16 protein-coding genes are annotated in these 13022 nt (G+C 67.8%); 2 read left to right on the top strand and 14 right to left on the bottom strand.

Features of this window, described 5'->3' with window-relative positions:
* From yaaA to prmC, 13 genes are all read right to left on the bottom strand, one after another.
* On the bottom strand, positions 1–387 hold a 387-nt coding region (yaaA, locus tag AS96_RS04010), incomplete at its 3' end, for a peroxide stress protein YaaA (protein WP_036285900.1).
* A 95-nt stretch (positions 388–482) separates the two neighbouring features.
* Positions 483–743: a F0F1 ATP synthase subunit epsilon gene (locus tag AS96_RS04005; protein WP_036285898.1), complete on the bottom strand. Its 261-nt coding sequence runs from the start codon at positions 741–743 to the stop codon at positions 483–485.
* Position 744: 1 nt separating this feature from the next.
* Positions 745–2199 carry a F0F1 ATP synthase subunit beta gene (gene atpD / locus AS96_RS04000; RefSeq protein ID WP_005048641.1) on the bottom strand — a complete coding sequence of 485 codons (1455 nt, stop codon included), beginning with the start codon at positions 2197–2199 and terminating at the stop codon, positions 745–747.
* A gap of 24 nt (positions 2200–2223) precedes the next feature.
* Positions 2224–3138 carry a F0F1 ATP synthase subunit gamma gene (locus AS96_RS03995; protein WP_036285896.1) on the bottom strand — a complete coding sequence of 305 codons (915 nt, stop codon included), beginning with the start codon at positions 3136–3138 and terminating at the stop codon, positions 2224–2226.
* Between the two features lie 29 nt (positions 3139–3167).
* Positions 3168–4808: a F0F1 ATP synthase subunit alpha gene (gene atpA, locus AS96_RS03990; RefSeq protein ID WP_036285894.1), complete on the bottom strand. Its 1641-nt coding sequence runs from the start codon at positions 4806–4808 to the stop codon at positions 3168–3170.
* 15 nt (positions 4809–4823) lie between these two features.
* Positions 4824–5612, bottom strand: a complete 789-nt coding sequence (locus AS96_RS03985) for a F0F1 ATP synthase subunit delta (protein WP_036285892.1) — start codon at positions 5610–5612, stop codon at positions 4824–4826.
* Complete coding sequence (locus tag AS96_RS03980) at positions 5612–6148, bottom strand: F0F1 ATP synthase subunit B (RefSeq protein ID WP_005048635.1); 537 nt, start codon at positions 6146–6148, stop codon at positions 5612–5614. Before AS96_RS03980 ends, AS96_RS03985 begins: the two co-directional genes overlap by 1 nt.
* Before the next feature lie 31 nt (positions 6149–6179).
* Positions 6180–6413 carry an ATP synthase F0 subunit C gene (gene atpE / locus AS96_RS03975; protein WP_005048632.1) on the bottom strand — a complete coding sequence of 78 codons (234 nt, stop codon included), beginning with the start codon at positions 6411–6413 and terminating at the stop codon, positions 6180–6182.
* A 49-nt stretch (positions 6414–6462) separates the two neighbouring features.
* Positions 6463–7332, bottom strand: a complete 870-nt coding sequence (gene atpB / locus AS96_RS03970) for a F0F1 ATP synthase subunit A (RefSeq protein ID WP_081767965.1) — start codon at positions 7330–7332, stop codon at positions 6463–6465.
* Positions 7333–7377: 45 nt separating this feature from the next.
* On the bottom strand, positions 7378–7914 hold the full coding sequence (locus AS96_RS03965; protein ID WP_036285890.1) for a membrane protein: 537 nt from the start codon (positions 7912–7914) through the stop codon (positions 7378–7380).
* Positions 7911–9092, bottom strand: a complete 1182-nt coding sequence (locus tag AS96_RS03960) for an MraY family glycosyltransferase (protein WP_036285888.1) — start codon at positions 9090–9092, stop codon at positions 7911–7913. Before AS96_RS03960 ends, AS96_RS03965 begins: the two co-directional genes overlap by 4 nt.
* Positions 9089–9784: an L-threonylcarbamoyladenylate synthase gene (locus AS96_RS03955; protein WP_036285886.1), complete on the bottom strand. Its 696-nt coding sequence runs from the start codon at positions 9782–9784 to the stop codon at positions 9089–9091. The genes AS96_RS03960 and AS96_RS03955 overlap by 4 nt, the downstream gene beginning before the upstream one ends.
* 53 nt (positions 9785–9837) lie before the next feature.
* Entirely contained in the window at positions 9838–10719 is an 882-nt protein-coding gene (gene prmC / locus AS96_RS03950) for a peptide chain release factor N(5)-glutamine methyltransferase (RefSeq protein ID WP_036285884.1), read from the bottom strand.
* 178 nt (positions 10720–10897) lie between these two features.
* Here prmC and cysK point away from each other — a divergent pair, with 178 nt between their 5' ends.
* Together cysK and epsC are read left to right on the top strand one after the other, a co-directional pair.
* Positions 10898–11836: a cysteine synthase A gene (cysK, locus tag AS96_RS03945; RefSeq protein ID WP_036285882.1), complete on the top strand. Its 939-nt coding sequence runs from the start codon at positions 10898–10900 to the stop codon at positions 11834–11836.
* 8 nt (positions 11837–11844) lie between these two features.
* Positions 11845–12450 carry a serine O-acetyltransferase EpsC gene (gene epsC / locus AS96_RS03940; RefSeq protein WP_036285880.1) on the top strand — a complete coding sequence of 202 codons (606 nt, stop codon included), beginning with the start codon at positions 11845–11847 and terminating at the stop codon, positions 12448–12450.
* Positions 12451–12696: 246 nt separating this feature from the next.
* On the opposite strand, the gene AS96_RS03935 is transcribed toward epsC, so the two are convergent.
* The gene (locus AS96_RS03935) at positions 12697–13017 is read right to left on the bottom strand and encodes a hypothetical protein (protein ID WP_036285878.1); all 321 of its coding nucleotides are present in this window, start codon (positions 13015–13017) and stop codon (positions 12697–12699) included.
* Positions 13018–13022 lie beyond the last annotated feature (5 nt).

Below are 13022 nucleotides of genomic sequence, written 5' to 3'. Positions count from 1 at the left end.
GAGCCGATAGGTCGGGATGGCGTCGAGAGCGCCGACCGGCCCGAAGGGCGCGGAGTGGATGAGCACGTGAGCGCCCAGCCAGCGCCGCGACGCCGCGGTCAGGGTGGCAGCATCCAGCGCATCGAAGAGCACCCCCGTGTAGCGGTCGACCGCCGGCAACGTCGGTGCGCTGCGCAGCGTCGCATTGTGGGCGATGTCCTCGCGCTGGCGCGGAGACATCTTCAGCACGCGCGCAGCGTGCTCTTCGTCGCCACTCAATGCGACGAGCGCGTCCACCGCCGCGTCGCGCGCCGCGCGCAGCTCGGGGAGCGCGAGCGCGCCGATGTCGAGAGCTCGCTCCCGCCCGCCGGGACGCTTGGTCTCCGACGGCGGCAACAGGATCAGCATGGGTGGTCTCCTCGCGCACAACGAAAACCACTCCCCGCCCGAGAAACAATGCGTCCTCGAGCGGGGAGTGGATGCTGGCGGTACTCAGCGGGCGATCAGGACTCGAGAGCGGCGAGACCGGCCACGATGGTCAGCTCATTGCCTTCCATCGAGAGGAAGCCGTCCTGCGCACGTGCGACGACCTTCGTGCCGTCGGACTGCGTGATGCGCACCTGCCCTTCGGCGAGGATCGCGAGAACGGGCTCGTGGCCGGTCATGAAGCCGATCTCGCCCTCGACGGTCTTGGCGACGACGAGGTTCGCCTCACCGTGCCAGACCTCCTCCTCCGCGGAGACGAGGGTGACGGTCAGCGCCATGTCAGCTGTTCTCCTTCTGGATCTTCGCCCACTTCTCCTCGACGTCGGAGATGCCACCGACGTTGAAGAAGGCCTGCTCGGCGACGTGGTCGAAGTCACCCTTGACGATGGCGTCGAACGACTCGATGGTCTCCTTGATCGGGACCGTGGAGCCCTCGACACCCGTGAACTTCTTCGCCATGTAGGTGTTCTGCGAGAGGAACTGCTGGATGCGGCGCGCACGCGACACGACGATCTTGTCCTCTTCGGAGAGCTCGTCGACACCGAGGATGGCGATGATCTCCTGCAGTTCCTTGTTCTTCTGGAGGATCTGCTTCACGGCCGTGGCGACGCGGTAGTGATCCTCACCGATGTAACGCGGGTCGAGGATGCGGCTGGTCGAGCTCAGCGGGTCGATGGCCGGGTACAGACCCTTCGACGCGATCTCGCGAGACAGTTCGGTCGTCGCGTCGAGGTGCGCGAAGGTCGTCGCCGGCGCCGGGTCGGTGTAGTCGTCGGCCGGGACGTAGATCGCCTGCAGCGAGGTGATCGAGTGGCCGCGCGTCGAGGTGATGCGCTCCTGGAGCACACCCATCTCATCGGCGAGGTTGGGCTGGTAACCCACCGCCGACGGCATGCGTCCGAGAAGCGTCGACACCTCGGAACCGGCCTGCGTGAAGCGGAAGATGTTGTCGATGAACAGCAGCACGTCCTGCTTCTGCACATCGCGGAAGTACTCCGCCATCGTGAGGGCCGACAGGGCGACGCGCAGACGCGTCCCCGGCGGCTCGTCCATCTGGCCGAAGACGAGCGCGGTCTTGTCGAAGACGCCCGCCTCTTCCATCTCACCGATGAGGTCGTTGCCTTCACGGGTGCGCTCGCCGACACCGGCGAACACCGACACGCCGCCGTGGTCCTGCGCGACGCGCTGGATCATCTCCTGGATCAGGACGGTCTTGCCGACACCGGCGCCGCCGAACAGGCCGATCTTTCCACCCTGCACATACGGGGTGAGCAGGTCGATGGACTTGATGCCGGTCTCGAACATCTCGGTCTTGGACTCGAGCTGGTCGAAGTTCGGCGCCTGGCGGTGGATGCCCCAGCGCTCGGTGATCTCGATGGTCTCGCCGGGAGCGGCGTTCAGCACGTCGCCGGTGACATTGAACACCTTGCCCTTGGTGACATCGCCCACGGGCACGGTGATGGGGCCGCCGGTGTCGCGCACCTCCTGACCGCGGACCATGCCGTCGGTCGGCTTCAGCGAAATGGCGCGCACGAGGTCGTCGCCGAGGTGCTGCGCGACCTCGAGCGTGATCTCCGTCGAGTCCTCGCCGATCGTGATCGTCGTCTTCAGCGCGTTGTAGATGTCGGGGATCGCATCGTGCGGGAACTCGATGTCGACGACCGGGCCGGTGACGCGTGCAACGCGCCCGACGACCGTCGTCTCGGCCTTTTCGGCGGTGGCGGTGGCAGTCATTGTCTGTCTCTTTCGGTGTGGTCGTTACTTGCCGGACGCCAGGGCGTCGGCGCCGCCGACGATCTCGGCGATCTGCTGAGTGATCTCCGCCTGGCGCGCGTTGTTGCGCAGGCGGGTGTAGTCGGTGATGAGCTTGTCGGCGTTGTCGCTCGCGCTCTTCATCGCCTTCTGGGTCGCAGCATGCTTGGCGGCGGAGGACTGCAGGAGCGCGTTGAACACGCGGCTCTGCACGTACACCGGAAGCAGCGCGTCGAGGACGACCTCGGGGCTGGGCTCGAACTCGTACAGCGGGTAGACCTGGCTGCTCGCGCCGGCCGACTCGACGACCTCGTCCGCCTCGACGACCTCCAGCGGCAGCAGACGCACGGTCTGCGGCTCCTGGGTCATCATGCTGACGAAGCGGTTGAAGACGAGGTGGATCTCATCGACGCCGCCCTGTTCCTCGCCGCCGCGGTCGTACGCGTCCAGAAGTGCGCCCGCGATCTGCTCCGCCGTGTTGAAGTGCGGAGTGTCGGTGTCGCCGACCCACTCCCCCGCCGACGCCATGCGGCGGAACTGGAAGTAGCCCACCGCCTTTCGTCCGACGAGGAAGTACGCGACCTCCTTGCCCTGCGAACGCAGCAGCTCGCCGAGCTGCAGGCCCTCTCGCAGGATCTGCGAGTTGAACGCGCCGGCCAGTCCCCGGTCCGAGGCGAAGATGACGACCGCGGATCGGCGGATCGTCTCACGCTCGGTCGTCAGCGGGTGCTGAACGTTCGAGTGCGTCGCCACGGCGGAGACAGCCCGCGTCACGGCCCGCGCGAAGGGCGAGGACGCGCGCACGCGCGCCATCGCCTTCTGGATACGCGAAGCCGCGATGAGTTCCATCGCCTTCGTGATCTTCTTGGTCGTCTGAGCAGAAGAGATCTTCTGCTTGTAGACCCTGAGTTGTGCTCCCATGGATTCTCTGTCTCAGATTGCGCCCGGCGTCAGCCGCGGCGACCCTTGACGATCTGCTCCTGGTTCACGTCCTCCTCGTGCGCGGCGGCGACCTCTTCGTGGCCCGGCTTGTTGATCGCCTGGCCCCTGCCGCCCTGGAACTCGAGGATGAACTCGTCGGTCACCTTCTCGAGCTCGGCGGCCGTCGCGTCGTCCAGCACGTTCGTGTCGCGCAGCGTGTCCAGGATCGTCGTGTTGCGCTTGAGGTAGTCCAGCAGGTCCCGCTCGAAACGGAGCACGTCCTCGACGGCGATCGAGTCGAGCTTGCCGTTGGTGCCGGCCCAGATCGACACGACCTGCTCTTCGACGGGGTACGGGTCGTACTGCGGCTGCTTGAGCAGCTCGGTCAGACGCGCACCGCGCTCGAGCTGACGGCGCGAGGCGGCGTCGAGGTCGGAGGCGAACATCGCGAACGCCTCGAGCGAGCGGTACTGAGCCAGCTCGAGCTTGAGCGTTCCCGACACCTTCTTGATCGACTTGACCTGAGCGTCACCGCCGACGCGCGAGACCGAGATGCCCACGTCGACCGCGGGACGCTGGTTGGCGTTGAACAGGTCGGACTGCAGGAAGATCTGGCCGTCGGTGATGGAGATCACGTTGGTCGGGATGTAGGCCGACACGTCGTTGGCCTTCGTCTCGATGATCGGCAGACCCGTCATCGACCCGGCGCCGAGCTCGTCGCTCAGCTTGGCGCAACGCTCCAGCAGACGCGAGTGCAGGTAGAAGACGTCGCCGGGGTAGGCCTCACGGCCCGGCGGACGGCGCAGCAGCAGCGACACGGCGCGGTAGGCCTCGGCCTGCTTCGACAGGTCGTCGAAGATGATCAGGACGTGCTTGCCGCCGTACATCCAGTGCTGGCCGATGGCCGAGCCGGTGTACGGGGCGAGGTACTTGAAGCCGGCCGGGTCGGATGCCGGGGCCGCGACGATCGTCGTGTACTCCATCGCACCGGCATCCTCGAGCGCACCCTTCACGGACGCGATCGTGGAGCCCTTCTGACCGATCGCGACGTAGATGCAGCGCACCTGCTTGTTGACGTCGCCGGACTCCCAGTTGGCCTTCTGGTTGATGATGGTGTCGATCGCGATCGCGGTCTTGCCGGTCTGGCGGTCGCCGATGATGAGCTGGCGCTGGCCGCGACCGACGGGGATCATGGCGTCGATCGCCTTGATGCCGGTCTGCATGGGCTCGTGAACGCTCTTGCGCTGCATGACACCGGGGGCCTGCAGCTCGAGGGCACGACGTCCCTCGGTCGCGATCTCGCCGAGGCCGTCGATCGGGTTGCCGAGCGGGTCGACCACACGACCGAGGAATCCGTCGCCGACGGCGACCGAGAGCACCTCGCCGTTGCGGGTGACCTTCTGGCCCGCCTCGATACCGGAGAACTCTCCGAGCACGACGACACCGATCTCGTTCTCGTCGAGGTTCAGCGCCAGGCCCTCGACGCCGTTGTCGAACCGGACGAGCTCGTTCGCCATGACGCCGGGAAGACCCTCGACGTGCGCGATGCCGTCGGCGGCGTCCACGACCGTGCCCACCTCGGTGGCGGCGGCACCGGTGGGCTCGTAGGCGGCGACGAAGTCTTTCAGCGCGTCGCGGATGACGTCGGGGCTGATGGTCAGATCTGCCATGGTGTTCCTTCTGTTCTAGCCAGCGAGGCGCTGGCGCAAGTCGTTGATTCGAGAGGAGACGGTGCCGTCGATGACGTCGTCACCGATCTCCACGCGCATGCCGCCGAGCACCTGCGGGTCGACGATGACATTGACGGTCACCTCGACGCCGTAGCGGGTGCTGAGCGCGCTCGCGAGGCGCGCCTGCTGCGCGGCATCCAGGGCGTTTGCCACGCGGACCGTGGCGACCTTCTTGCCACGTTGGTCTGCGACCAGATGCAGCGCGCGGTTCAGGAGGAAGCGCACCCGACGCTCACGGGGCTGCTGCACGAGCTGCGACGCGACGAGTACCGTCGCCTCTCCCGCCCGGCCGCCCAGCAGCTTCTCGATGAGAGCGCCCTTGGCCGCAGCGTCGCCGAGCCGACTGCCCAGCGCGAGCTCGAGTTCCGGGTTCGCGGCGACGACGCCGACGAGCTGGAACAGCTCGCCCTCGACATCGGTCGACGGGGCACCGATCGCGGCCGCGCGGATCGCGAGTTCCTCGATGCCCGAGACGAGATCCTCCGTGGAGGACCAGCGCTGCGAGACCGCGGAGCTCAGCAGCCGGACCGAGACCGGACTGTACGCGGCGAAGACGACGGTGGCGACCTGAGCGCGCGCCTCTGCGGGCGCGCCCCATGCGGAGAGCGCGCCGCTCAGCTGCGCCGAGTCGGCGATCTCGCGCGCGGCTGCGAACAGCTCGCGAGCGACCGTGAGGTCACCCACGTTCGCCGTCGTCAGCTCCGCCGTGGTCGTCGCCAGTGCCTGAGTGGTCGCGCTACCCATTACTTCGCCTTCTCGAGGTCGGCGAGGAAGCGGTCCACGACGCCCTTCGCCTTGGCGTCGTCGGTGAGCGACTCGCCGATGACGCCGCCGGCCAGGTCGAGCGCCAGCGTGCCGACCTCGCTGCGCAGCGAGACGAGTGCCGACTGACGCTCCGCCTCGATCTGCGTGTGCGCGGTGGCGGTGAGGCGGGCAGCCTCGGCGGATGCCGTGTCCTTGGCCTCGGCGACGATCTTCTTGCCGTCCTCACGGGCGGCATCGCGGATCTCTCCGGCCTCCTTGCGAGCCTCGGCGAGCTGCGCCGTGTACTCCTCGAGGGCGGCCTCGGCCTTTCGCTGGGCCTCGTCGGCCTTGGCGATGTTGCCTTCGATGGCGGCGGCGCGCTGGTCCAGCAGCACCTTCATCTTGGGGAGGGCGACCTTCCACACGACGATGAGGATGACGATGAAGCAGACACCCGACCAGATGATGTCGTACCAGGCCGGGATGAGCGGGTTGTGGCCCGTCTCCTCCGCGGCGTACGCGACAAGATTGTGCATCCTGTCTCCTTAAAAGAACTGGTGCGGGCGATCAGACGAAGATGAAGCCGGCGGCGATGCCGATGAAGGCGAGCGCCTCGGTGAAGGCGATACCGATCCACATGAGGACCTGCAGGCGACCGGCCAGCTCGGGCTGACGGGCGACGCCCTCGATCGTCTTGCCGACGACGATACCCACGCCGATGGCGGGGCCGATGGCGGCGAGGCCGTAGCCCATCGTCGCGACGTTGCCCTTGAGCTCGGCGAGAACCGTAATTGCGTCCACGGGGTGTTTCCTTTCGGGGTTGGGTGGGAGAGGCGGAAGCCGCTCCCGCTCAGTGCTCTTCTGCGACCGCGAGCTGGATGTAGACCGCGGTGAGGATGGTGAAGACGTAGGCCTGGAGGAAGGCCACCAGGATCTCGAACAGCGTGAAGGCGAGGCCGAAGGCGAGCGAACCCGCCGCCAGAGCCGACCACCAGCCGCCGAGGGTGATGAGGAAGAACTGCGTCGCTGAGAAGAACAGGACGAGCATCAGGTGGCCGACGATCATGTTCATCAGCAGTCGCAGCGTCAGGGTGACGGGTCGGATGATGAACGTCGAGAGGAACTCGAGCGGCGTGACGATGATGTAGAGGAACGGCGGCACGCCCGAGGGGAACAGGGCGTTCTTGAAGAAGTTCTTGGGACTCTTCTTGATACCGGCGTAGATGAACGTGACATAGCTGATGACCGCGAGCATGAGCGGGACGGCGATGATGCTCGTTCCCGCCAGGTTCATGAACGGGATGATGCCTGTGATGTTGAAGAACAGGATCATGAAGAACATGGTCGTCAGGATCGGCAGGAACCGCTGGCCGTCCTTCTTGCCCAGCAGGTCTTCGGCGATGTTGACCCGCACGAAGTCGAGGCCCATCTCCGCGATGCTCTGGAACCGACCCGGAACCACCCGCATACGGCGAGTGCCGAGCCACAGGAAGAGCACGAGACCGATCGTCGCGATGAACTGGATGAGGTGGATCCGCGTGACCGGGACACCCAGGACGCTGAAAAGGACGTCCGGGAAGAAATCATCGATGGACGGGCCGTGGAAGCCGCCGTCTTCGGCGGTCTTGGCGATCAGTGTCGCAGCTTGGGTAAACAGCGCTGGCTCCAGCTTCGGGGCACCGGAGTGATCCGGGGCGACGATGGTCGGTGTGAGCGTCACTGCGCACGCGTTTCGCGGAGCGCGAACGGGCGCAGAGACAGCCTATCAGCCCCGCGGGGCGTTATCGTCCGCGTGCGACGTACCGCTCGCGGCATCCCCCTCCTCCGGCGGTGCCGGCTGACGCGCCTCGTCGGCGATATCCGCAAGGGTGGGCAGCGTCACGTCGCTGACGGCGGGGATGCGCATCCGGGTCATGACGACCGCGTCGATGACGAGGGAAGCGACCACACTGACCACCAGCGCCACGAAGAAGACTCCGGGGTTGAGCCACGACTGTCCCCTCAGCAGGAACAGCACGACCAGGAAGACGACGAACTTCACGAGCCAGCCGCCCATGACGGCGCCGAAGAAGATCGGCACGTAGAGCGCGTCGCCGTACCACCGGTTCGCGATCAGTATCGTCCCCGCGGTGAAGCCGAGGAACACGGCGGCGAGGACGATGGCGATGATCGCGCTCCACAGCCCGGACGCGCCGGCGACGGCGAATCCGATGATCGCGCCGGCCACCGCGAGCGCGGCGGTGGCCGCGGCCGACCACAGCAGTGTGGTGCGCAGGACGGGGGTGCTGGAGAGGGAGGTCATGGATTCCTCGGGGTCGGATCGGACAACGTGGCGGCACCGGTCGGTGACGCGGGCGGACGCACGGACGGCTGCAGGGTGACGACGAGGCAGGCCGCGACGCCGATGAGCACGAACACGACGCCGATCCAGTAGTCACCCGGCCACGCCTGGGTCGTGCCGATGTACATGAGCAGCACGCCCACCGAGACGACGGCGGTCCACGCGTAGAAGATGAGCACGGCATCACGGTCGCTGTGTCCCATATCGAGCATGCGGTGATGCAGGTGCTTGCGATCGGGTGAGAAGGGGGACTTGCCGCGCGCCATCCGGCGGACGATCGCCATGCCGAAATCGAGCAGCGGCAGCAGCACGACGACCACGGGCAGCAGGATCGGGATGAACGCGCCGAGCAGCTGCGAACGCCCGAACACGTCGTTGTCGCCCAGCAGCGCCGGCGGCAGGTTGCCCGTGAACACGATCGCCGACGACGCCATGAGAAGGCCGAGCAGCAGCGCTCCGGAGTCGCCCATGAACAGCTTCGACGGATTCCAGTTGAGGGGAAGGAACCCGATGCACACTCCGATGAGGGCCACGGCGATGAACGATGCCAGGCTCGAGTAACTCGACGCGCCGGTATCGCGGGCGACGAGATACGAGTAGACGAAGAAGACGGCGTTGGAGATGAGAGCGACACCGGCGACGAGGCCGTCGAGGCCGTCGATGAAGTTGACCGCGTTCATCACGATGACGATGGCGACGACCGACATCGCGAAGCTGGCGAAGCTCGACACGACGAACTGCTGTCCGAAGGGGATGAAGAAGATCTGGATGCCGCCGAAGCCGACGACGATGCCGGCGGCGAGGAACTGCGCCCCGAGCTTGATCATCCAGTCCAGGTCGAAGAGGTCGTCGGCGACGCCCACGACGACGATCAGTGCGGAGGCGCCCAGCAGCGACCAGATCACGGCGGGATCGGCCCAGAAGATGGAGAAGTACGGGATCTGCGACGACAGCGCGAAGGCGACGAGCACGCCGAGGAACATCGCGACGCCGCCGACGCGCGGCTTGGGTGTGGTGTGCACGTCGCGCTCGCGGATCTCGGGATAGAGCTTGAAGCGCATGCCGATCCGCCACACCGCCCACGTGAAGGCGAGCGTCGCCGCGCCCGTCAGCAGGACGGTGAGCAGATAGAACCTCATGACGCGGAGGCGTCGTGGAGCGGTTCGGGATCGGGTTCGAGCAGGTCACCGAGCACCTCGCGCAGGCGCGCGCGCGACACGGCGCCCTCACGCAGGACCCGGACGGGACGATCGCCGGCGCCGACCAGTCCGGTCGCGTCCACGATCGTCGAAGCGACGCCGTGCGTGGAGGGGCCGCCGTCCAGATACACCGCGACACTGTCACGCAGCATGTTGTAGGCGTTGTGCGCGTCGACGGCCGCGGCCTTGCCCGTGAGGTTGGCGCTGGAGACCGCGAGCGGCCCGCAGTCCTCCAACAGCTCGAGCGCGATGCGATCGGCAGGCATGCGCACCGCGACGGTACCGTGGGTGTCACCCAGATCCCATGACAGCGAGGGCTGCGACGGTAGGACGATCGTCAGTCCCCCGGGCCAGAACTCCTCGACGAGCCGTTCCACGGGGGCTGGCACCTCGGCCACGAGCGCGCGCATGGTCGACAGACCGGCAACGAGCACGGGGGGCGGCGACTGCCTCCCGCGACCCTTGGCGGCGAGGAGAGCCGCGACGGCGCTGGCGCTGAAGGCATCGGCGGCGATGCCGTAGACCGTGTCCGTCGGCATCACGATGAGCTCGCCGCGACCGATGGCCTGGCGCGCCTTGCGCAGCCCGGGAAGCAGCTGCTCGGCGTCGCGTGCGTCGAAGAACTCAGACATATCCCCACCAGTCTACGTTTCGAGCGGCTCGGATCGCTCAACGACCGCAGCGGTCAGGGACGTACGGCCGTCGTCGCCCGGTCGCGCAGGGTGAGGTCCGGATGCGTGGCGCACGCGCGCCACCCGGCCGCGTCCAGGAGCGCACGGATCGGCGCCCCCTGCCACTCTCCGTGCTCGATCACGAGTGTTCCGCCCGAACGCAGCAGGCGCAGCCCGACCTCGGAGAGCACTCGGACGACGTCCAGGCCATCCGCTCCGCCATAGAGGGCGCTCGGAGGGTCCCAGTGTCGTACCTCCGGGTCACGCGGGATGGCGGCATCGGGAACGTAGGGCGGATTGGACACCAGCACCGCGACCGTGCCGTCGAGTTCGCGGAAGGCATCGGCGAGGTCGATGAACGCGAGTCGCGCCTGGGGGGCGTGGGCCGCGAAGTTCTCCTTCGCCCAGACATACGCGTCGACGGCGTTCTCGGCGGCGTGCACGCGCGCGTGCGGAACCTCGGTCGCCATTGCCAGGGCGATCGCCCCGGATCCCGTCCCGAGGTCAACGGCGATGGGCGCGGCATCCGGCACGGCACGCAACGCGTCGATCGCGAGTTGGGCGACCATCTCCGTCTCGGGACGCGGGACGAACACCCCGGGCCCGACGCGCAGTTCCAGATGGCGGAACGGTGCGACGCCGATGAGGTGCTGGAGAGGCTCCCTCGTCGCACGGCGGCGGATGAGCTCGTCGAACGCCGCGGTATCGTCCGGAGCCCGATCGCCGCGCAGAGCAGCGGCGAGCAGTTCACCCCGCGGAAGGGAGAGCACATGGGCGGCGAGCAACTCGGCATCGACGTCGGGCGTGGGGACGCCCGCGGCGGCGAGGGTCGCCGACGCGGCGCGCAGCAGCGCGGACAGGTCGGCAGGCGGGCCGGAGACAGGCGGAGAGGTCATCAGCTTCTCCACCCTAGCCGCGAGCGCTCGGACCCGCCGCGGGAGCCCCGCACCCACCGTGAAGATTCGTCACATTCGACTCGGGAATACAGGCGACGCTTAGGCTGGTTCGACACGCTGACGAGGGAGCGCACGAACGCGCGACCCGGCGACACCCGCCCCGCACGAAAGGCAAGCCATGTCCGGCATCCACTCCGACATCACGAGCGCATTCGGCAACACCCCACTGGTGCGCCTGAACCGCATCAGCGAGGGCCTGCCCGGCACGGTGCTCGCCAAGCTCGAGTTCTACAACCCCGCGTCCTCCGTGAAGGACCGTCTGGGCATCGCCATCGTCGATGCGGCCGAAGCCTCCGGTGCACTGCAGCCCGGCGGCACGATCGTCGAGGGCACGAGCGGCAACACCGGCATCGCACTGGCGATGGTCGGCGCCGCACGCGGCTACAAGGTCATCCTCACGATGCCGGCATCGATGTCGGTCGAGCGCCGCATGCTCCTGAAGGCATACGGAGCGGAGCTCGTGCTCACCGAGCCCGCACTCGGGATGAAGGGCGCGGTCGCGAAGGCCGAGGAGATCGCCGCCGCCACGCCGGGCGCGGTCCTGGCCAAGCAGTTCGCGAACGAGGCGAACCCCGCCATCCACCGCAAGACGACGGCGGAGGAGATCCTCCGCGACACCGACGGGGAGATCAGCTACTTCGTCGCCGGCATCGGCACCGGCGGAACCATCACGGGTGTCGGCCAGGTCCTCAAGGAGCGCGTGCCCGAGGCGAAGGTCATCGCCGTCGAGCCCGCCGACTCCCCGCTGTTGACCAAGGGAACCCCCGGACCCCACAAGATCCAGGGCATCGGTCCCAACTTCATTCCGGAGATCCTCGACCAGGGCGTGATCGACGAGGTCGTGGATGTCGAGTTCGACGACGCCATCCGCGTGGCACGAGAGGTGGCGACCACCGAGGGGATCCTGGTCGGCATCTCGTCGGGCGCCGCCATCTGGGCAGCCCTGCAGATCGCCGCGCGTCCGGAGGCCGAGGGCAAGAACATCGTCGTGATCATCCCCTCCTTCGGCGAGCGCTACCTCTCCACCGCGCTCTACGAGCACCTGCGCGAGGACTGATCCCCCGCGTGAGTGGCACCTCTACCGATACCGCTGCGCCGCGGCTCGGGGCCTTCGCACGCGTCCGTGAAGACATCGCGGCCGCGAAGCTGAGAGACCCCGCAGCCCGCGGCGCAGCGGAGATCGCGGTTCTGTACTCCGGTCTGCACGCCATCTGGATCTACCGCGTCGCGCACGCGCTGTGGCGTCGCGGGTGGCGCTTCGCCGCGCGGGCTCTCTCCCAGGCGGCGCGGTGGGTGACGGGAGTGGAGATCCACCCCGGCGCGACGATCGGCCGCCGCTTCTTCATCGATCACGGCATGGGCGTGGTGATCGGTGAGACCGCCGAGATCGGCGACGACGTGATGCTCTACCACGGCGTGACGCTGGGCGGACGTACACGCGACGCCGGTAAGCGGCACCCCACCCTCGGTGACGGCGTCGCGGTCGGCGCGGGAGCGAAGATCCTCGGCCCGATCACGATCGGCGCCGGTTCGGTCGTCGGCGCCAATGCCGTCGTCACTCGCGACGCTCCCGCGGATTCCGTGCTGGTCGGCGTCCCCGCCACGGCTCGCTCCCGCCGCGCGGGGGAAGAGACGCGCGCGCTGCTGACGACGCCCGAGTACTTCATCTGAGACGCGCGCCGGGTGGCGATGCGGGTGATGGCCGCTGCTACGGGTGGCGGCGTGGGGTGCCGAGTAGCGATGACGGTGCGGATGCCGGTGGTGGCGAACGCCGGCCCGCCGTCCATGTCCCACAAAACGCTGGCGACACGCCGCCACAACAGCACCTTCCGGGACACTCGCCGCAGCAAAGGGGACAACGGTCACCGAAAGTGGGACGAGGACCACCGCGCCGCCACCACCGCCGGCCCCGGCGCCTCAGCTCTCGCGCCGGTCCTGGACCTTCTTCTTCAGCAGCACAGCCGGCAACAGGAACGCCGCGATCGCGGTGACGACCCAGACGATCATCGGCGCGACGATCCCGATGCCTCCGAGGAAGGCGGGAGCGTTTCTCTGCGCCACCCGGGCCAACCACGGCGCGAGGACGCTCTGCAGCACGGCGAAGATGACGATCACGAGAATGAACCCCACCGGGCTGCGCCAATCGCTGCTGAAGCCCGGCAGCACGATGTCGGCGACGATGAGGCCGACCGCAGCGGAGGCGAGAAAGACGGCGGCTCGCAGCAGGAACGTGATCATGACGC

This window comes from Microbacterium sp. MRS-1, assembly GCF_000585455.1.
In the GTDB taxonomy this organism is placed as follows: domain Bacteria; phylum Actinomycetota; class Actinomycetes; order Actinomycetales; family Microbacteriaceae; genus Microbacterium; species Microbacterium laevaniformans.
This window is presented reverse-complemented; position numbering and strand designations above follow the sequence as displayed.

Excerpts from the sequence above, each read along its gene's own strand:
- cysK (WP_036285882.1), top strand. The coding sequence starts at position 10,898 with ATGTCCGGCATCCACTCCGACATCACGAGCGCATTCGGCAACACCCCA.
- AS96_RS04005 (WP_036285898.1), bottom strand. The coding sequence starts at position 743 with ATGGCGCTGACCGTCACCCTCGTCTCCGCGGAGGAGGAGGTCTGGCAC.
- prmC (WP_036285884.1), bottom strand. The coding sequence starts at position 10,719 with ATGACCTCTCCGCCTGTCTCCGGCCCGCCTGCCGACCTGTCCGCGCTG.
- AS96_RS03955 (WP_036285886.1), bottom strand. The coding sequence starts at position 9,784 with ATGTCTGAGTTCTTCGACGCACGCGACGCCGAGCAGCTGCTTCCCGGG.
- AS96_RS03980 (WP_005048635.1), bottom strand. The coding sequence starts at position 6,148 with ATGCACAATCTTGTCGCGTACGCCGCGGAGGAGACGGGCCACAACCCG.
- atpD (WP_005048641.1), bottom strand. The coding sequence starts at position 2,199 with ATGACTGCCACCGCCACCGCCGAAAAGGCCGAGACGACGGTCGTCGGG.
- AS96_RS03995 (WP_036285896.1), bottom strand. The coding sequence starts at position 3,138 with ATGGGAGCACAACTCAGGGTCTACAAGCAGAAGATCTCTTCTGCTCAG.
- AS96_RS03935 (WP_036285878.1), bottom strand. The coding sequence starts at position 13,017 with ATGATCACGTTCCTGCTGCGAGCCGCCGTCTTTCTCGCCTCCGCTGCG.
- AS96_RS03960 (WP_036285888.1), bottom strand. The coding sequence starts at position 9,092 with ATGAGGTTCTATCTGCTCACCGTCCTGCTGACGGGCGCGGCGACGCTC.
- AS96_RS03965 (WP_036285890.1), bottom strand. The coding sequence starts at position 7,914 with ATGACCTCCCTCTCCAGCACCCCCGTCCTGCGCACCACACTGCTGTGG.
- atpA (WP_036285894.1), bottom strand. The coding sequence starts at position 4,808 with ATGGCAGATCTGACCATCAGCCCCGACGTCATCCGCGACGCGCTGAAA.
- AS96_RS03985 (WP_036285892.1), bottom strand. The coding sequence starts at position 5,612 with ATGGGTAGCGCGACCACTCAGGCACTGGCGACGACCACGGCGGAGCTG.